Raw genomic sequence first — 20,145 nt, 5'->3', positions numbered from 1 at the left:
AGTGGTTTTCTAAAGAGTACTTTAATGTCTTAGAGTAAGTGATGTAATCCTCATTATAGTTAGGGGGGATAGAATTAAACACTTTACAGTACGGAGTAAATTAGCTCAATGCGAATCCCTGTCTAGCTACCTAACAAGAGCAGCAGTTGCAAATGGAAGAAATATAGTAGGTTTGCTTGAAATGGTTAAACGAAATGAGGACTATTTGCTTCATGCTGGAGATTTAAAACGTATCGATTTCTTTCCAGCGAGTATGTTGGATATTGATAAGTTGTATGAGATGACAGGCTTAACGAGAGTAGACGTGAATAGGAGCAGCTTTACGAATTTAATTAGAGCTTTTACAGATTCGGAAAACGGTGAGAAGAGTAAAATTCTAAAGGGATTGTTACGTGAGGATCTACATTATTGTCCAGAATGTATCGCACATACAAATTCTTTATATTTACATTGGAAATTGATAGGTGTAGATGTCTGTGCCGAACATAATAAGCAACTGATGAATAAGTGTGGACACTGTCATTGCTCTATTTTGTATCAGGACATCCGGGTCGTTAACAGATGCCCCTACTGCAGTGGGTATTTATCCAAAGATAAAGATAGCAGAGAGATTATAGATAATAGTAATATAATTCAACAAGCATGGTTAATTGATAACTGGAAATATCTTATTGAGTATACTGGTCGAAGTTTTACTCCGTCCGAAATTGCAATTAAAATGGTATATATATTGAATGACCAACAAGACAAATATAATAAAGAACTGATACGGAAAAGTCGATACTCCGGATGTTTGGAGTATTTAATTCAGTGTGCTAGAGGTACATTATTTAAAAAGTGCGCAGTACATATTACTTCGCTATTTTCTGTTCTTTATGCAGCGAACTTACATGTCCGGGGGCTTCTTGAATTAAATGTACCAGAGGTGTTTATACACTCACTTCATGAGAAAAGTATTGGTGAGGTTGTTGCAGGTACTGCCTGCGCAGCTCCCTGGTGTGAACGTTATGGGATAAGAGGGGGATTAGTTTCGACAGGAATCTTTCAGAGTAAGAAAGGCGGGAAGTCGTTATCCTATTGTACGGTCTGTCCTTCTTGTGGATGTGAGTATGCCTTAGATGAGGACAACCATCTTGTAGAGCGTTCCTATTTTATAAAGGCGTATGAGATCTTATCGAATCGAAATATCAGGAAACTTACATGGCCAGAAAGAATAAAAGTGATGGGGCTTAAGAGAGGGCGTATTCAACGTGTACTGGCATACTTTAAAATCCATAATATATTTGATTTGGATGATATCTTTAAGCCGGACATCAATGAGAAATTGTTAGGAAAATTTGTTAGGAAACTTAATGAAGGGATTGATTTAGCAGAGATTCGCTTCTGGAAAGAGTGGGTTAACTACGACCAGTTTTTATTACATCGTTATCATCCTCAAGTTGTACAAGTGTTGTTTGAATCGTACACAAAACCAAAAGCAGAAGGTAGTGATCCGATTTTCAGAGCGAATATTAAAAACACCTGTATAGTGCTATTAGAGCGTGATACCACCATAAACTTATCGGCGGTCGCGAAATCGTGGGGAACTTCTGCCACGACCATCAGAAACAAATGCTGCTCAGACATAGTAGGATTTTATAGAGCGAAGCAATTAGAAATGAAGCGCAGAGAAGTCAGCATGGAGATAGAAGAGAAAGTCACAAGATATCTAGAAGAACATGGAGGAGAGAAGGTCTCAATGAAAGAGCTCTACGCAGTTACCCATACAAACTATAGCTTAATTAGAAGGTACACACCGGTATTAATACAACAGATCAAAAGTAGCAGGAGAACAGTGAAGGATTTAGTCTAATGGTGGTGATTTTGATGGGAGGGTTTAATTTGAATGGTTTTAAGCCATACATCGCTATAGATAAGTCCGTATATTTTACGGACGGAGTCGAGGAAGTTAATATTTGCACTTTTGAAGGAAATGGACTCGCTCAAAAAGTCAGCTCGTTATTAAATAATGCCTATCATGCTGCGTATCAAGATGGTTTGAATGCTGCATTATCTGAACAGCATAAAGAATTGCTAGACAAAATACTTGCTTTAACAATTGAGAATGATCGGAATAAAAAGATGATGGATTTAAAAGGGGGGGATCGATGAGGAGAAGACGATTAAGTATAGATATTATTAGATAAAGCCATGAACAGATTGTAAAACAATCATGTTCATGGCTTTATTCTTATAATTATTATTGGAAGTAGGTAATATATTCTCAAACGTTCAAAGAGTTCTCGAAAAGAATATAGGTACAGTTATATAAATATATCTATACGGATATACTGGTTGTATGAGTAGTAGAAAAGTTGATGATAAAGCCAAATTACTAATAGTAAATCAAATAACCAGATCAAAAGTTCATTGAGTTAGAAAGAGTGAAGGGAAAATAAATTAGGGTGCTTTAGAGTCGAATGAGAGTTCCTTCGGGCCCCATTGAAAAACGAATATCAGTTTCATTTTTCACCTGATCTAAAAGATCCTTTTTAATTAAGGTTATAGAAGTGACCATGCTGTTTATAGTGCTGATTAACAACTTTCTTTCTATATCACTAAGTGGCTGATCATTTACAACTATTCCATAGGATGAATTAATCAGTTTAATTAAGTCAAAAGTGGGATGTTGATTTTGCACTGCTTCAGAAAGTTGATTTTGATTAGCAAGAATATCAGGGCGAGCAGCCTTTTTTAATTGATTACTAAAAACATCCTCAACTCTACCCAGCAAATAATCAGTTGATGTTTGCAAAATTCCTGCTAACTTGGAAGTGTCTTCATTATCAGGGAAGCTATAACTTCGTTCCCAGTTGGAAATGACTTGAGCTGAAACTCCAATCAAATCACCGAGTTCCTTTTGTTTCAATTTATTAACAATTCTTAACTTGCGTATCCGATTACCAAGGGTGCTCAATGATTTCTGCCCCATTTCTCCGTTATTTTATTTATTTTATCATAAAATTGCGGGAAATTCGAATAAACAATTGACAAGAGGTATAATTTTGATTAATAATAACGGAATATTTGATGGAAATTAAAAAAATAACGAGAAGGGTTTGTGTGTGGATAAAATGGAAATAATGGTCGATAGAACTAATTTGATTAAGTTGGATTTATGTGTGTATAAGGAAACAGGTATGATTAGGGAGGTATGGATAACGTTTACCGAGAGCGATAACCTGGGCTATATCAGAAAAGTGACGCTGCCTTTCAAACAACTTCATAAAAAGACAACTAGAAAATTACTAGAAGACAGATTTATCAAATGTTCTAAGGCGTTGAAATATGAATTGGGAAGATAAAGATTGGGTCTTGGAAAATCAAATTTACTCTCCTAAGCGACGTATTGATAACAAAATTAGCTGGCAAAGACCGCATATTACCGGTTCAATAATCAGTGCTAAAATGAATGATCGTGATATAGAATATCATTCATTAAATGAACAATTATTCTACTATTTACTTGAGCTCGATCCAAAGGTTATTCGGTACTATGTTCAGCCCCTAGAAATTATAATAAAGGATCTTGATTCCAAAGGACAAAAACATAGTTGGATACATGTACCAGATGCCCTTGTTTTTCGTCAAGACCAAATTCCACTACTTGTTCAAATTAAAGAATCACCTGATGAACAATCGAAAACTTTTTTGCGATGTAATCGAGCATGCTCATTATATTCTGACAGAACAGGGTGGAAGTATGATGTGATTTATCCTAAGACTCTTCCGGATAAAGTATTAGTTAACCTTAACTTTTTAGCCCCATTCCGAAAATCCAGGAAATATTATAAACATTGGATTGATCAAGTGATGAATAAGGCGGCTTATTTAGAGGGGGCCAGCATTATCGAGTTGGCCTTAAGTTTTAGTGGATTAACAGACTATCGGATTATTCTGCCGATGATCTACCATCTTATAACCAATGGTAAGTTAGGGGTTAATATCCTCGAAAGAGTTTCAGAACAAAGTAAATTTTCGATAGGCAATGTAATGAACCCATTTGAGCTAGCTTTTCAACCAGGAGGATATCTGGATGAAGTTACACAGCTTTAAAGAGAATATGGAGTTTCAACTCGAGGGAATCAGATATAGGGTGACCGAGGTTGATCCGCCGAAAGTGTTTGCTGTCGCTACAGGAAGTGTTGAAGAAGTAGAATTTAACTATTTCAATCTTATTAATCAATTAACATTTTATTCTTTGGATACCTTGATTGATCAAGCGCTTCAACAAAGAGCGGAAAAAAAGTATGTTTCAATACTCGATACTCTAGAAGATGTACAACTAAAAGTAGTTCAGGATCGTTTTGATTTAATTGAACCAATATTGTTATTGGAAAAAGCAAAGAGTGGAGATGTTCGAGCATCAACCAAACTTAAAAGCATATACGGTCATTACTTTGAAAAGAAGACGATCGCTAATATGTCGCAAGAATGCTTAATCGATCTAGTGGGTAGTGTGTACAATTTATCTAACCGGACTATTAAACGGAGGCTTACAGAATATCGAAAAGAAGAGTCTTCGCTTCCTAATCAAGGTAAGGAAGGATTAATACCTAAGGTATTCAAGCAAAATTTGAATCGAAAGGATTGTAAAGTCTTAGAGATATGTCACCCGAAAAAACCTGACCTAGTTCTCGATACTATAAGGGTTCGATTGTCTGATGTGGTACTTCCGGTCATTAAAGAAGTGATCGAGAAAGAGTATCTAACTCTAAAGCAGGATACTCCTAAAGCTGTATTTGAATCCATTGAAGTGAAATGCGGTAGACAAGGAATCGAGCCTCCAATTTATGACACGATATATAAAATATTAAAGCGACTAAGCCCAGAGGTTCGCTCACGAATGAGGGAAGGGAGAAAAGGGGACGAAACATACAACGAAACTGACCGAGGATATTCTAATAAGGAGGCTATGTTCCCGTTACATATTGTAGAGATTGACCATACAGAACTAGATATTGATGTGTTGGATGAAAAGTCTGGATATGTTATCGGGAGACCCTGGATCACACTTGGAATTGATGTGTTCAGCCGGATGGTATGGTGCATGGATGTCTCCTTTGAGCCTCCTTCAGCGAATAAAGTCAGACAAGCTCTTATGCATGGTATGTTCTTTAAAAAAGTAAAAGAGAAGTATAACACAATAAATGAGTGGGATGTATTTGGAATTCCCAATATCATCTATACGGATAATGGCCCGGAATTCAAGAATGCAGATGTTAAACGAATGATTAAAGAAACATTAAAATCTGACCCTCAATATCGACCAGTCAAGACACCACGGTATGGTGGAACCATCGAACGTCTCTTCGGTACCATAAATTCTAAACTCATTCACCGATTGGCTGGAACTCGTAAAGGCAGTGTTCAAGCAAAAGGAGATTATGACTCAGAAGCGGAGGCCATATTTACGTTAGAGGATATTCGAGAACTTTTAACAGTCTACATCACGGATGTTTACCATCATGAAGTCCACAAAGGGCTACCGATTTTCTCACCGGTTCCAGTAAAGAGATACTATGATGGATTACAAAAAGTTGGTTTTCCTGAATGGATTGATAAGGAGGATGAGGATTATTATCGAATGGAATTGTTGCCGGTAACCCTCAGACCGTATACCCGTGATGGTGTGCGTTTCGAAAATATCATCTACAAAAGCACTGGCAAAGTTAAAGGTATAGTTAAACCTAGATCATTCAAATATAAGATTAAATATGACCACAGTGATGTATCCATATTACATTTACTAAATTCTGAGACCGGAGAATATATAGAATTACGACCTCAGCGGGAAATGCTTGAGGAGACAGAAGGAATGAATCGATACACGTTCAAAAAAATCTTAGAAATAATGAAAGAAAAAGGACTGTTTGAAGCCCGGAAAATTCAGGGAGTAAAGAATATTAAAGAAGCCAAGCAGATGTTAGCTGAAAGAGTAATGCAGAGGGCGAAAACTAGAAGGAAGGAGAGGGCACAGGCAGTGCGTATGAATATAGAGCTTCCAAACTCTAGACCGCCGTCTCCTGCGAAATCGCCTAGAAAAATTTCTGTTAAAGAGTTATTAAAACAATATAAACGAAAGGTTGATTAATTTAATGAAAAATGAAAACAAGACTGAGATACTGACAAGCTTTGCAGAGCGCGTTGCAAATTTAAACATCCTGCATCCAAGAGTTCAAGAAATCTGGTTACTATTAGATTCAATCCGCCACCACAACTCATTTCAAGGTGGAAAAAATTCGCCTAGACATCGTTTTATCATGGGGCTTTCTGGTGTAGGGAAGACTCAAATGGTACGAAGATATGCTGAGAAATGCGAAGGCTATACACATACTGATGAAGATGGGACAGAAAGAGATATCCGGCCGGTACTATACGTTAATTTACCTGATCCATTTACCATAATGGAATTTTACCAGAGTATTGTATACAGTTTAGATGCTCCGCAAATCCCAGGTCGTCCATCAATAGGTGACGTTAAGAGGCAAGTATTCACTTTACTGAAGCAGCAGAATGTTGAAATGGTTATTTTGGATGAAATGGATCATATATTGGCTACACGATACATTAAAGCTGAAGAAGCGATGAGTGCAATAAAACATCTTTCTAACCACGGGGGAATATCCGTTATATGTGTTGGGACACCAGAAATTGAAGTGTTGCGTAAATTGGATTCGCAGTACTTTCGCAGAAATCCTCCTACAAAACTGGAGCGTTTTAAAGAGTGCGATGAGGAGTATCTCAGGTTGTTGGATTCGATAGAAGAGCAACTGATGCCTCCCAAACCACTATTTTTATCAGGTGTTCCTGATGCACCTGATGGAGTTACCCTCCCATATGTTCTTCATAAAATTAGTTATGGATTGGTAGGGTATCTTATGCCAATTCTCCAGGAATCCTTCCTTTTATTGGGAGTGTTTGAACCTAATTTCGATGAGAAGACAGCCGAATTAGATTTGGGGGTAGTGTTAGCGGAGGCATATACCAATGTTATCGGTGAGGTTGCGGAAGAGGAATTGGAAAAGATGATTCTGGTAGATTAACATCAAAAGATTAACATGATTGGATGGAATATTGATGCTGCAGTAAGGCTGCCTAGGCTTTTGGCAGTTTTATTTTTTGTGAATTTAGTGTTGGAATAGATTATGAGGTGAGATAATGAAATTTGGAATTAGACTCAAGCCATTAGAGTTTGAATCATTGACTGGATACCTAGAAAGAGTCTCGGAGAAAAATGGTATGCCATTTCTTAGATTGGCTGAAATAGTATGCCAATCAAAGAAATATAGAACTAGAGATATTAGTTCGTATGAATTATTTTCAGAACTAAACATTGACTTGAGCCTTACAGCAAAAATTGTGGGGATAACAATAGCAACTTTAAACTCAATGACGATGAAACCTATTTATAATCTTTTTCATTCCTACTGGTCTGAACGTTCAAAATACTCCTTCCAAACAATGTTAAATACAGATAAGAGGTTTTTTTGCCCTAAATGTTTATCTGAGGGGGTGACTCATCTGCTAATATGGCAAGTCAATGAAATAAAAGTTTGCCATAAACATCATATTAACCTACAAAATCAATGTTATTGTTGCTTTCAAACTCAACCTTACATGAATTTGGGGAAAAATACTCGCAGGTACTGTAATAAATGTGATGCGGATTTATCCATCCAAAATTCCAAGGAGGAAGTATCAGAAGAAATAATATATGAACAATTAGAATTATACAAAAATTGGATTTACTTAAGAGGAGAACAAATTAAAAAGACTCCGGCGTTTCTTGATGATGCATTTACCTACTGTTCAAGAATTCTATATGTTATAAATAATCAAGAGACTTTATATATTCAAAACAGTAAAATTGAAAATCAAAATTCTGACACAAGATTGTTATTGCGATATTTAAGAATAAATAGAGAAAAGGACGCATGTACATTACATCGTACTTTACGTATTATTAAGCAAAAAAATCTTTCAATGAAAGAATTTTCAAACTTAGTCTTACCTTTGACACACGTGCAAAGCTTGTCTGATAGATTAAATCCTCCTGAAAAAACCTTTGGTGTATGTTTAGCGTCATGGTGTACTTCATATCAAAGTAATGAAAAAATGATTGCGATTGAGAGAACAAGTAATAGAATGATAAGAAAGGGAGCTCTTTTTTATGACGCAGCGATATGTTTAAGCTGCAGCTTGATTTATGCGAGAAATATTCAGTTTATCTGGACAGAAATGAATGATTATATATTAAAGGGATATAAAACGATATTGCCTCTTGTAGAGGAGGGACACTCTCTTTATTCGATTAAAGAGCAAACAGGCATAAGTATTAATTCCATTTATAAATGGCTTGGTTATTTTGCTAACAGAAAAATCATTCATAAATCCATAATAGATCAATACACACCAAAATTTAATGAAAACAAATATTTGGATAAAATTAAGTATATTAATAAGATAAAGAAGATAGATAAAACTTGTCTAGCTAAAGATTATTATGGCTGGAGTAAGCGAGAGTATTATTATTTCTATGGTGATAAGAAGGTTATGGAGTATTTTGCTTTAAATATAAGTTCTAAAAAATGGGAAAGACCACAACGAAAGTCTCGTCAAGTTAAGGAAAAGTTAGAAGAGTATTTAGAGAGTAATATACCAATTACAATTAAAAAGGTTGCTTCAGAACTTAATATTTCTGACGGTTGGTTGAGAACAAATAACTATATTGGGATGATTAAAGAGTTTCAACTCAAACAACGAGAAAAGGGAGGGATTGAAGTGTATCAAAAAGTAATGGAACATATAGTACAAAATCGATATAATAAAGGATTGTATATGCAAAAATTTTTTGAGAGAAATGGCGTTTCTCTTAAAACTATGTACAATAATCACACGGGATTTCGTGAATGGTTTAAGCAACAAGAATCAGCGCATAGAAAGAACTATAAAGAGTATATTGAAAAACAGTTAGCAGATCAAGCCAAAATAATTATTATAGAATTTTTAAAGGAGGGAAGAAGTATTTCGAAACATGCCCTGGCTAAAGAATTAAAGGTATGTATTAAGACAATTAAAGCTAATTCTTATATTATGTCACTAATAGGTAATCATTCTTAAATAATATAATGACTTTTAATACCTGTAATTCAAAATTCCTAGCTGGAAACCCAGGTGATTTAATGGCACCTTGGTTTTTTTGTATTTCAATATCAATGTCTGAAGAGCTATTTCAAAAAAATCTATAGATATTCGTATAGTAGATAAAGGAAAACTCTGGTTATAATGAAATGTGTTAAGGGATAATTAGAATTAGTAGGGTAAAAAAGAAAATTTAAGAGGGTGTAAGATGCTTGCGTCACTACTACAGAATTATTGGAAAATGATTAATCATCCAAGAAGTTATGGTGGAGTAAGGAAATGTGAATTCCACATTTATACACCTAAATCACACGACTATAGATTAATTCCAAACAGGAAATTTGAAGGAATATCTGTTACTGAACTCATAGAAATCTTACATATAAGTGGGTATTTTAATGAAGAACAAAGAGGAATTAATGAAAAAACCTAATGTGAAAATAATGTTTACTGTTTATGGTGAAATATATAAAAAATATCTTGAATGAGATCTCATGTTCGTATATTATGAAATATATACTAATTGAAGCTTTGATAAGTTTAAAGTAAATATCGCGTTACACCATGAGATACATCTTTCTTTGATTTGAATATATATTGTATTATTTTGTTATATTTTTTTCTAGAGGAGGTGGCATTTATTAATGCTCATCAAAAAGAAAAATAAGAAGCGTTTCTTGAGGAGTTATTATCGAAGATTGGTTTTTAAAGTAAGGACATGGATAATGTACAATAAAACTGGGCTATTCTTTCGCTCAATGAGTTTGAAGTATAAAATAAGGTATTCATCTGCTAAGATGATTGATTTTTTTTCTCGCTCCTATTTAGGAATAATATTTGCAATGGTTTTATTAACAACAATATATTTCTTCTTATTGTATGCTAGCTTTCTGATTGGAAAGGAAATTGAAGGTTTTTTATTTAATATTAGTGGTTTGAATCTTTGGATAGAGATTAAAATTTTAGAAAAAATATTTATGCCAACGGTTAATTTTTTGAAAATTGTTTTGCCATTAAGTCTCCCGTTTTTTTATTTTATATACAAAGAGCAAAAAACCTTAGCAATGAGTAGTGGTTTTTGGAATCGATCAATGATTTATTATATAGGTTCTTCAGCATTAGCAATTACACTAGGCTACCATCTAAATAGTGCAGTGCACACTCATCCGAGTTTGAAATTTACAGGGAATTATATTTTGTTTTGTGTTTTATTATTGATAGTTTTATTGAATGGAATTTTAGTTATATCATTTCAGATAAAAAGTCTGAATTTAAATTTTTCTTTGAAAAAATCGATTGATAAATTTGATAATCAGTACGATGATCTCTACATAATAGATAATTTCAACAGTCAAGTAATATACGATCAACTCAATAACATTGTAGAAAGTATATATCAAATGTTTATGTTGTCAATAGAAAAAAATGTAAATAATTGTTATAATATTAATATGATTACATGGAGGAAAATTCTTTCTGGATTTAAGGAAAAACCTATTGTTCTAACTTACAGTAAATTGGATAAGAAATACGAAGATATTGTACTTAAGATTAACAAGAATACTAAACAATATGAATCTCTTTATAGAGTTATCTTAAAAAATCAAGTGAATATTATAAGTAAATTATTTCAAACCAATAAAATAGAAGATGCTCAAGAATCGATAAAACATTTCACTGATTTATCTCCTACTGAGGAGAATTTAAAACCGGATTTTTATACTTCACTTCACGAACTGGCGCTTATAGTATATAAACAAGAATTTTTAGAAACAATTCTTGAGCAACTTTCCATAAGTCAACAATTTGAATTTAGTATAGATGAGGAAGAGGGAGCGGGAAATGTAAATTTGATTTATGAAAAGTTATTGATCTTAACTGTGTCAAAAAATGATATCAAGTCAACATCAAGTATTTGTTATTCAATGATTAAGATATTAACTCCTAAACAAATAGAGGATAAGGGTGAGGAAATATTTATACCTAATCCAACTCAAAATGTTAGTGAAAAAAATATAAATTCTATATTGTATATTGTTTTTTTATCACTCATTAAAAGTGTTGAATTATCACATTATGCTATCACAGGCTTTTTGATTAAATTTTTAGTTACTAATTTTAGTGGAGCGAAAATAAAAGAGATTTTTGGTAAATTGCTAAAAACAATAATAACTAATGATCTTCATGACAATCCATTTATTGTGAATAATTCTAAAATTGAAACTTCATTTAACATTAATAAGACAACCTTAAGATATTGTACTGAAAAAATGTCTATACTTTTATACTTTCAGCAAAAGTATGCTCAGAGCAACAAACTGAAAATTGATTCTAGAATAAGCATCCAACCAATAATTAACTTGTCACATGTAGCAAAAGTTCCTTATTTAGAGTATATTTTAAATAAGATTGAAAATGCTAAAGATAAATTCGGATTAATTTATCTAAAGGATAAAGTGTTTTTTGATCACATCAAGAAAGAACTTTTGTCCCAAAATGCCAAATTCAAAAGCGGAAAAGAGGAGTGATGAATTTTGGCTAATATTATTGATGTAGCGCAATTTTTCTTAGGAAAAGCTGATGAAGACAACGAGAAAATCACACATTTAAAACTCCAAAAGTTATGTTACTATGCGAAGTCATGGGGCTTAGCTATTGCGAACGACCCGATTTTTGATGAGAAATTTCAGGCTTGGGTACATGGACCAGTGAATGAGAAATTGTATAATATATATAAGGATTATGGATTTGAACAAATATTTTATGACAATGCGTTAAAAACAGGGACCTTTACCAGCCGTCAAAAAAAACTTCTGGAGGCTGTGTGGAAAACTTATGGTCATTATGATGCTAAAGTACTTGAAGGATTTACCCATAGAGAGAAGCCGTGGAAAGATGCTCGCAAAGGGTTAGAGGATTATGAATATTCGACAAGCCCTATAGATGAGGAAAATATGAAGAATTACTACAAATCAGTTCTTAACAAATCATAATGCCATGAAAAAACACTTTATTATTAAAGTGTTTTTTCATGGTCTGTCTGGTTCAAAGCTATTGAAAGGATTTGCAATGACTGTTATTTACAAACCAATGAGCTTTCCTAGAAGAGTATAGGCTTTTAACATAAGAACGACCAACCAATGAACGGTAAACAATGACTTATGCCGATAGTTATTACAAATCGTTACAAGAAAGATTGCTGAAAGAAGCCCCCTTTAGTGACAAGATGAATTACAATTCACGGTACAATTATTCAGTCCTGATGGTCAAGGAACCCTTGATGTATCAGGTTTTTTGATATTGCTTGGCCGATACGCGGTCAAGTCATCGAATAGCTAAGCCATCCGATGAAGTGGAAGAAATTGAAAGGCATGAAAATACACCGTCCACGTCGCCATCCGGCGTCCATATTGGGAGGGGAAGGCTGCACGCTTGCTTTTTGGCAACAAGCGCAGTAGCGATGCTCGGCACGAAACTCGTGGTCCAGATGCGAGATACATGAAGGTCAAATTCTTGACGCCGTTCTTCTCCGACGGCAGGAGGCATCTGCGAGTGAGCCTAGACAGTCCGGGCAGGCGATTAATTCGCAGAGCTCGACTTCATCGGGATTGTCGATGAAATAAAGCGTATTTCCGGGATGGCCTTTCTGTGCGCCTGGCGGCCGCCAGGGGTCTGCAGATTTGGAGACTTGTGAAGCCCCTCACTGGATGGGGTTAGCTGCTGTTATGACTTTGCTACTGGAGTTGCCGTTCCAACTCATGCACACATTTTTTCATCGTTTGGATCTCTTTCGCCTGTGTGTCAACGATTTTTTGGAGATGTTGATTTTGTTCGGTTAACGCCCGTTTTTGGTCGAGGAGCATCTGGATGAAGCATGCAATTTCAGATTCTCTTTACTGATCTGAAGGACTTGCTGTGGACTAACATCCATAACTCATTCGCCTCCCAGTTTTTTTCTTTGGACTGGGGAGAGTGGAACTCCTTTTCGAACGTGGAAGATGAAGGTTTTTTTCAAGGGGACCTTAGTAGTGACAGCAATTTAGAAACATATAGAATTCCTCACTCTAGACTACATATATTAGAATTCCCTTGGTGGGAATTGGAGATTCCTGATGATGAGATGATTAAGGCAATAGTATTTAATGCGCTTAGAAAATTTGAGAGTTCTGCTATTCAGTACTAAAAAAACCAAATACAATAGAACATCATGAGTCAAATCAAAGGCATCCTTACTCTTGCAAATATTTTCAGTTAGGGTCATTCTCTAGGATAAGTGATATAAGCTCTAAATGAAAGGACGGATATTCGTGAACAAAGAACTTCGGACTATGGGGAAAGTGATTAAAGAATATGTTGAGAAAAATGTATACAATACGAATAGCCGACAAATGATTGATAAAGGAGCTTGGTCGGCGTTTCTTGTTAAGCATCATATCAATTTTGATAACTCATCTAAACGATGGTGTTTTCGTTCAGCAAGATTAAAAGAAGTGGCTTATATAAAAGAATACTGTGGTATGACAACATATGAAGATAGAACTAAAAATATAGGTGAATTTATTGAAAAAATGATGGAGTGTGTTCGATCTGCTGTAAATAACTATGGACCTTATCGTGAAGATTTCCTGAGCTACAGTAAATACTTGGCTGCTCCGCTATTTAAATATAACTTAAAAAACGGTCCATTAATTATTGATGAGTTGAACCTTAATACATTGGACCTTTCAATTGATGTGCATTGCTTTGATTGGATTCCCGGACCAGACCGGCATCACATTGAAGAATTTGAATTTACGGTACCGTTTAAAGATTTATCCTCACACGAGAAAATGTCTAAACATGTTTATGATGAAGAATTATCATTCTATTTAGATTACAAAGATCATTTAATGGATGTCGATGACATCACATTTGCTATTCCTGGAGTAACCCTCGATATATCAAGTATTGGCCGCACCGCATTGGACAACTATTATAATCGAATGAACACTAAGAAGTTTAAACGACTTGCAAGTTATCAAAAAGATCATGAGGTCCTGACGACGAGAAGATTTCCTTCTTGGAAAGGTATGCTAATAGAGGATCCGAAGGCTATACAGCTAATACGACTCATTTATATTTTTAAAGTATGTTCAATGTACAACGAGAAAGTAGCTCTGAATGTTGAATTATTATTGGAAAACAAGCATCCTAAGATTGTTCAGTTGTTCGGAAATGACATTAAAGCTATACGCTGGGTCCAGGATTACTTGGACATGCCCGGAATTGTAGGTTGTGAGGAAGGCAAGTATTTGTATACAAGAGATAATCCATATCCATTCTTTAAAAGGAATGACTCTTTGGATAAACACAGATTTTGCGATTTTATTGCTAAGGAAAAAGGATTCGAACCTGATTTTCTGAAAGTGCTTCTGGATCATGTGTTTAAGCAACAGGTTCGGAGTTAATGTAAATCCTGATCGGTGAACTCTCAATAGAGAGATAACTCAAAAAAACCTTTTGCCTTAAATTCGGCTGACTTTACGGATGCGGGGGGTGGTTTTTTATAAAAATAAAGGATGTAGGATTTATAGGAGCTATTGTGCTTGCAGATACGCAAGAAGATGAACGCAGACGTATAACGAATTGCTTAAGTAACTATTTAAAGACCCATGATTGTACATGAAATCCAGAGGGATTTATATGTGTATCGTGGTTTAAGTAGATGTCACAGCATACTAGAAAATATCAGTTAGATGTTTGTATACCTGTATTCTAGATTATTTGTTTGATAACTTTAGCTCTATCTGATTTAGTCAATCTGATTCTCGAATTGCAAATTGCACGAATGGGGCTCTTGTTAAGCAAGGGCCTCTTTCTTTAGCAGCAGTAAGCGTATGTAAAACCGCCCCTTGAAGGCCACCTGCTCGTTTATAGTGATATAGCTATGAGTACTTTAGCCCCCCAGTACTTTAAGTATTTCATCCTTTATCCATCTTCTCATTCAGAGTTACTATGGGCGCCAATAGCTGATTGACTATTCCAGTTCTAATTCTTTGTTGCTTTATAGAGACTGAATGGAACAGTTGCATCCGATACTTAGTCGGGTAGATCCGTTAAAAGCCTTTTTTAAAAATATATTTGGTAGAGATTCAGAACGAACAACTGAAATTCTACATAAGAAAGTATTACCGATTTATGTAGAGATTTTATTTTATAAAATATGAGTGGAACAAAAATGGCCACCTTGCCCAGGCTGTCTCTATTAGTTTCCATCAGTGTATAACTTTATTGTAATCTGATTATTGCAAGAATTAGCGTCCTATAGATTAGGCATCTAAGTTCTTAGGACTGAATTTCTTGTGAAAAGCCTACCCTAAACGCATAATAGATTGAACGGACAGTCCGTACTTTCTGAGAGGAGATTGAGTGATGAGTAAGGTTACCCTGCAGTCCATACTAGTGGGCTATCCAAAGTACCGTAAAGGTAAAGAAACAAAAAACAATTCTGTAGCAACAGCTAGTTATGAAAGTAACTATGAATCTAACAGACAAAAACTGAATGAAATAATGGATGTATTAGGAGTTGACGTTAAGTATTTCAAGGAGAATGCTGCAGCAAACCAACCCTATCAGTTTGCTGAAACAGATAAAAACTTGCTGTTTGATATCCTTTATCAGTATACAAGTGATGATTTAAAAAAAATTCGAAAAGGGCTCCCACTTGAAGTACCGATAGAAACACTTACATTCTATTTAGACGCTTTCACTACGTTGTTAGAACATCTAGAGATTGATGGAGGAGATATTCAGGACCAACGTGAAGCGATAATGAAAGCTACCCAATATAAGTTAGCGGTTGAATTGCATGCGACGAAAAGTGCCATGGAGGGCATCAATAAAGATATTCAGCAATTATTATCCGAATGGGATGATGATTTGCTCTATGAAGATCGAGTAGTACTATTAAGCGATTTCTCTAAACAATTACGGGTTTTGCAGGAAAGATTTAGACATGTCTACCTCTACATGGACCTTGAACGTAAGAATGAGGCGTTTGAGGCAATTAGGACGGATCTCAAGCAGCGGCCAGCAGCTAGAGATGAGCTAAAAAAGCAAGCTTTATTAAAAATAGAACTGGAAAAAAATAATGAATATGTGGAATTACACGAACAATTAGATCGTCTAAATGAAGATCCTTCTTTCTTGAAAAAGAAAACTCCTCAGTATATTAAGATCTTTGAGGACATGACGTCAATTATTGAGGAAGCTCAACTTCGGTTATTTGGTGAAATACTACCACCTAGAGAACAAAGCAAGATGAAATTACAGAGCAATGACGTTTTAATGGAATCAATAAAAAGTTATGAGGAGCTCCTTATCTTCATGTCAATTTATTCGGAGAAACCGATTATCGTCGATGTATCATACCAAGACCGATTTGAGAACCAAGATGAGGAGAGTGATTAACATGTTTGATGTAATATCAGTATATAACATCGTATCGGGGGCTGGACTGGGATGAAGAGGAGAAATTTCAGGAAATCTATGATGAGTACAGTAAACTCAGTCTTACTGAAAGAAGTACATTTGACTCCCTTGTGAACCAGGCTATCAGCTCATATAAAGGGTTGTTCGAAAGCTTTCCCGAGACACACCTAACACAGACGGATATGGATATTCGTGAAGAGATTCAAGGTGAAATCACTAACAAACTCTCACTGATGTTTCAGAGTTTTCTTTGATTCTGACTGGTGGATCTTATCACTAATACGATGTGTGGTGTAGAGATATAAATAGCGCCTCATAGGGAGAGAAAAAACGTTTTGATAGGGGAAGCTCTTTGCAAGGGCTTCTTTATTCTTTTTTTATAGGCACTTAATCTTAAACTGCAAGATGGAATGAGTGTATTGAATTGCGTGCAGTTCTCTTTATTCTTATTAGGTGCATGCTTCCATTTATTAATCAATTGGTATGCTGTTTGATTCAAAGGATATTATTAATTGTTTAGCTAAGGTTGAGGGGCATATCCGGCAGTAAAAGAAATGACCCACTATGAAGTCAATGTCCAGACATTCTGCTTCAAATTGCCGTCGTTCGAAAAGCTCTCGATGGAGCAGCAAAGCTTTTATTAAAGGATCATTTGGAGAATTGTGTGGTTGATGCCGTTCATCGTGGTAATGAAGAACAAGTTATTACCGAACTGAATGTTGCTATAAACAGCTATATTCGCTAAAACTTGTTGATGTCTCTTCTTACATCAAGCAAAAGTAGCCTGGCAACTCTCAAAGATTTAATCCCGTGAAGGGTTTGTATCAAACTAATTGTGCACGTATTATCAAAATGCTGTTCTCAAATCGAATCGAGTAAGCGATTGTATTAGACACACCGTATATTACTGGTGGCAAAATATAAATATTTCAGTCATGTAGAACACTAACATGCCAGTGGGAATTTTTAAATAATACGTGTTTAAAAGCAGAATCGATTAGTCCCCGAATTATAGAATTCTCACTTCGCGGTTTTTCCACAATGAATTAAAATTTCCCATATTTATTTCACTTGAGTCTGTGTCTAAAGTGTGTCAATGAAATCAAAAAGAATTCGTGCAATAGCCGTATAAGTTGTGGATAAACTGTGGAGTAAATGTGGATTAATTGTGGATATAGCGGCTAAACCTAAGCCCTGCGCAGGTTTGTAAAAAATGGTTTACAAACACAATATATTGGGGTATTTTTAACTAACGAGGTGTACATGCTGTGTTTTCTTGCTCTGTTATGGGAGGGAGGAAACGCTTTGTTAAATCTATTATATATTTTTAGCGCGGTTATTGATATGTTCAATTTTGCGATAGTGGTTGGTAAGCTCGTAAACAAAATGTACAGGAAAACCGTCGATCTTCGAGAAAAACGAAAAAAGCACTAGGGCCTGGCAGCTAAAGTGCTTTTAACGTAAAACCAGTATTTGATTGGCCAACTAAACAGAGCAAGGACACATTTACACCTTGTTAGACTGTGATCTTACGAGGGTCACAGTCTCTTCAATTGTAGTGCAAAGTATCATGAACTTGTTGCGAAGGCTTTTGAAAAAACATCCTGACAAACTAACATATATGGATTATAAGTGATAGCAGACGATTTTTCTAGTACAATTTTGTACCATTTTCAACTTCATTAACATTTATGAATTTTAAGATCAACAAAGAAGTGTTTATTGGAGTATATTTCGCTTATGAAAAATCATGATAAATCCTGGTTTTTATATGGAACCAAATTCAGTCATGTCATTAAGGTTAATGTTCTATTTTTATTTTAAACATATTAACATAAAGTAACACAGCGGTTATTACATTTTGATCATTAAAATTTAGGCTTGAAAAGCCCATAACGTTATAAATAGCGATATGGTATACCTAAAAAAGATGAGGGTGTCTATGAGCAAATCCGTGATTGCGCGAATGTTAGGTGACGATTATCAGGCATTGTATTTCTGGAGCAAGGCCTGCGGCATATTCCATCCCAGCACGAAAATACAAAGGATTTCTTATGAATACGATGTAGCCAAATCATTTGATGATGTCGTTGTTGAATATCAATCCCCTATTTCAGATGAAAGAGGTAGGCTTGTCCATTCTGATTTTTATCAGATTAAATTTCACATGACTCAAAATGGGGCTATTAAAAGTAGCAGCCTTATCGACCCAGAATTTATTAATGCAACATCCGTTTCTTTTTTAGAACGCCTAAAATCTGTTGTGGAGTTGGAACGAGCGTCAGGAAGAGAATGTCGCTGTTACTTAGTCACTCCTTGGAGCCTTGATATGCAAGACCCCTTGACAGAATTGGTTAGTAATATTGGTGGTGAATTGCGTCTAGATAAGCTAATGGTGGGAAAAACGTCCAATAGTCGTATGGGTAGCATTAGAAAAATGTGGCGAGAACATTTGAAATTAGAAACCGATGATGAGTTATGCAGCATTCTTGAGTCGCTTAGAATTTATCCTAATTCAGGGAATCTAAAAAAACTAAGTGACCAACTTAACCTCAATCTGATTTCAGTGGGTTTGACGCCTATTGACGAAGCCTCCAGTTGTCATCAATATGTTGATCTAATACAAGGTTTATTAAAGAAAGGCAGATTCACTTTTACGCGTGAAGAATTACTTGAATGGTGTCGCTCTGAAGGGCTCTATACCAATAAACCTCATTCTGATAACACGCAAAACATCAAGTTAGGTATTCGCAGTTTTTCGCGCTGGGCTGAAAATATGGAAAATGAAACAAGTGCGATGATTTGCTTGAATACATATTTTAATGACAGATTTTTAAAAGACGATTATGTATGGCAACGTGATATTGTTCCATCATTAACTGATTTTATCGCAGGAAATATTTCTAGAGGACAGGTCTATGATTTAGATCTTGATACTCATGCTACAATTGCATTCGCTGCAGGTCATGAATTAGATGTGAAGTGTGGAATTGATATTGCACCCGTTCAAAAAGCATTCTCTGCAGGTAAACAAGTATGGCGTCCAACGGATACGGCGCTCATTAGGGAATATAATGATTGGCAGTATATGGAGAATGTAATGAATCATGGAGATGATGTGGCTATTGCAATTTCAGCCACACATGATGTCACTGACGATGTGGCCTACTATATCGAGCAGAGCGCTCTACCAGTGGGTCGCATCCTTACCTGTTTTGTTAACGGACGAGCTTTAGGCTCAGCATCAATAGTCGATGCAAATCACGCCTTTTATCTTGCCAATCGTATTAGTACAAAGATTAGGAGTCGTTCGATCAAAGAACGTATGGCTCATCTGCATATCTTTTATTCAGGACCTAATGGATTAATTTTTTTCGTTGGTCAATTATCGAAGTCATTTGGTCCTTGTACGATGTATGAATTTGATTTTACTAAGCAAACACCAGGTGGATATGTGCCGACTATAACCTTCCCTTACTAAAGGAGTGTGCT

Annotated in this window: 14 protein-coding genes; 13 read left to right on the top strand and 1 reads right to left on the bottom strand. The window is 35.3% G+C overall.

Annotated elements, in window-relative coordinates; genetic code table 11:
* Positions 1-46: 46 nt before the first annotated feature.
* Positions 47-1,852 (top strand): TniQ family protein, encoded by a 1,806-nt coding sequence (locus MKY86_RS25955; protein WP_083685522.1) that lies wholly within the window; start codon positions 47-49, stop codon positions 1,850-1,852.
* A gap of 29 nt (positions 1,853-1,881) precedes the next feature.
* Entirely contained in the window at positions 1,882-2,151 is a 270-nt protein-coding gene (locus tag MKY86_RS25950) for a hypothetical protein (RefSeq protein ID WP_143803824.1), read from the top strand.
* A 298-nt stretch (positions 2,152-2,449) separates the two neighbouring features.
* Here MKY86_RS25950 and MKY86_RS25945 read toward each other — a convergent pair whose 3' ends face one another.
* On the bottom strand, positions 2,450-2,971 hold the full coding sequence (locus MKY86_RS25945; protein ID WP_076082013.1) for a helix-turn-helix domain-containing protein: 522 nt from the start codon (positions 2,969-2,971) through the stop codon (positions 2,450-2,452).
* A gap of 356 nt (positions 2,972-3,327) precedes the next feature.
* Between MKY86_RS25945 and MKY86_RS25940 the strand changes: the two genes are divergently transcribed.
* The 11 genes from MKY86_RS25940 (at position 3,328) to MKY86_RS25890 (ending at position 20,134) form a co-directional block, all read left to right on the top strand.
* Positions 3,328-4,095 carry a TnsA endonuclease N-terminal domain-containing protein gene (locus MKY86_RS25940; RefSeq protein ID WP_076082015.1) on the top strand — a complete coding sequence of 256 codons (768 nt, stop codon included), beginning with the start codon at positions 3,328-3,330 and terminating at the stop codon, positions 4,093-4,095.
* Positions 4,076-6,133 carry a DDE-type integrase/transposase/recombinase gene (locus tag MKY86_RS25935; protein ID WP_076082016.1) on the top strand — a complete coding sequence of 686 codons (2,058 nt, stop codon included), beginning with the start codon at positions 4,076-4,078 and terminating at the stop codon, positions 6,131-6,133. The genes MKY86_RS25940 and MKY86_RS25935 overlap by 20 nt, the downstream gene beginning before the upstream one ends.
* A 4-nt stretch (positions 6,134-6,137) precedes the next feature.
* The gene (locus tag MKY86_RS25930) at positions 6,138-7,085 is read left to right on the top strand and encodes a TniB family NTP-binding protein (RefSeq protein ID WP_076082017.1); all 948 of its coding nucleotides are present in this window, start codon (positions 6,138-6,140) and stop codon (positions 7,083-7,085) included.
* Between the two features lie 115 nt (positions 7,086-7,200).
* On the top strand, positions 7,201-9,162 hold the full coding sequence (locus MKY86_RS25925) for a TniQ family protein (RefSeq protein ID WP_076082018.1): 1,962 nt from the start codon (positions 7,201-7,203) through the stop codon (positions 9,160-9,162).
* Positions 9,163-9,391: 229 nt separating this feature from the next.
* A complete protein-coding gene (locus MKY86_RS25920; RefSeq protein ID WP_143803825.1) occupies positions 9,392-9,616 on the top strand; it encodes a hypothetical protein in 225 nt (74 codons plus the stop codon).
* 211 nt (positions 9,617-9,827) lie between these two features.
* On the top strand, positions 9,828-11,711 hold the full coding sequence (locus tag MKY86_RS25915; protein WP_076082025.1) for a hypothetical protein: 1,884 nt from the start codon (positions 9,828-9,830) through the stop codon (positions 11,709-11,711).
* Positions 11,712-11,717: 6 nt separating this feature from the next.
* Entirely contained in the window at positions 11,718-12,176 is a 459-nt protein-coding gene (locus MKY86_RS25910; protein WP_076082027.1) for a Panacea domain-containing protein, read from the top strand.
* Positions 12,177-13,490: 1,314 nt separating this feature from the next.
* Complete coding sequence (locus tag MKY86_RS25905) at positions 13,491-14,630, top strand: hypothetical protein (RefSeq protein ID WP_143803826.1); 1,140 nt, start codon at positions 13,491-13,493, stop codon at positions 14,628-14,630.
* A 964-nt stretch (positions 14,631-15,594) separates the two neighbouring features.
* Positions 15,595-16,632 carry a hypothetical protein gene (locus MKY86_RS25900; protein WP_076082033.1) on the top strand — a complete coding sequence of 346 codons (1,038 nt, stop codon included), beginning with the start codon at positions 15,595-15,597 and terminating at the stop codon, positions 16,630-16,632.
* A gap of 604 nt (positions 16,633-17,236) precedes the next feature.
* On the top strand, positions 17,237-17,398 hold the full coding sequence (locus tag MKY86_RS25895) for a metal-sensing transcriptional repressor (RefSeq protein WP_340827884.1): 162 nt from the start codon (positions 17,237-17,239) through the stop codon (positions 17,396-17,398).
* 1,197 nt (positions 17,399-18,595) lie between these two features.
* Positions 18,596-20,134, top strand: a complete 1,539-nt coding sequence (locus MKY86_RS25890) for an SAVED domain-containing protein (protein ID WP_076082035.1) — start codon at positions 18,596-18,598, stop codon at positions 20,132-20,134.
* The last annotated feature ends 11 nt before the right edge of the window (positions 20,135-20,145 follow it).

This window comes from Paenibacillus sp. FSL R7-0333, from assembly GCF_038000365.1.
In the GTDB taxonomy this organism is placed as follows: domain Bacteria; phylum Bacillota; class Bacilli; order Paenibacillales; family Paenibacillaceae; genus Paenibacillus_AQ; species Paenibacillus_AQ silagei.
This window is presented reverse-complemented; position numbering and strand designations above follow the sequence as displayed.

Excerpts from the sequence above, each read along its gene's own strand:
- MKY86_RS25935 (WP_076082016.1), top strand. The coding sequence starts at position 4,076 with ATGAAGTTACACAGCTTTAAAGAGAATATGGAGTTTCAACTCGAGGGA.
- MKY86_RS25900 (WP_076082033.1), top strand. The coding sequence starts at position 15,595 with ATGAGTAAGGTTACCCTGCAGTCCATACTAGTGGGCTATCCAAAGTAC.
- MKY86_RS25890 (WP_076082035.1), top strand. The coding sequence starts at position 18,596 with ATGAGCAAATCCGTGATTGCGCGAATGTTAGGTGACGATTATCAGGCA.
- MKY86_RS25915 (WP_076082025.1), top strand. The coding sequence starts at position 9,828 with ATGCTCATCAAAAAGAAAAATAAGAAGCGTTTCTTGAGGAGTTATTAT.
- MKY86_RS25925 (WP_076082018.1), top strand. The coding sequence starts at position 7,201 with ATGAAATTTGGAATTAGACTCAAGCCATTAGAGTTTGAATCATTGACT.
- MKY86_RS25920 (WP_143803825.1), top strand. The coding sequence starts at position 9,392 with ATGCTTGCGTCACTACTACAGAATTATTGGAAAATGATTAATCATCCA.
- MKY86_RS25930 (WP_076082017.1), top strand. The coding sequence starts at position 6,138 with ATGAAAAATGAAAACAAGACTGAGATACTGACAAGCTTTGCAGAGCGC.
- MKY86_RS25940 (WP_076082015.1), top strand. The coding sequence starts at position 3,328 with ATGAATTGGGAAGATAAAGATTGGGTCTTGGAAAATCAAATTTACTCT.
- MKY86_RS25945 (WP_076082013.1), bottom strand. The coding sequence starts at position 2,971 with ATGGGGCAGAAATCATTGAGCACCCTTGGTAATCGGATACGCAAGTTA.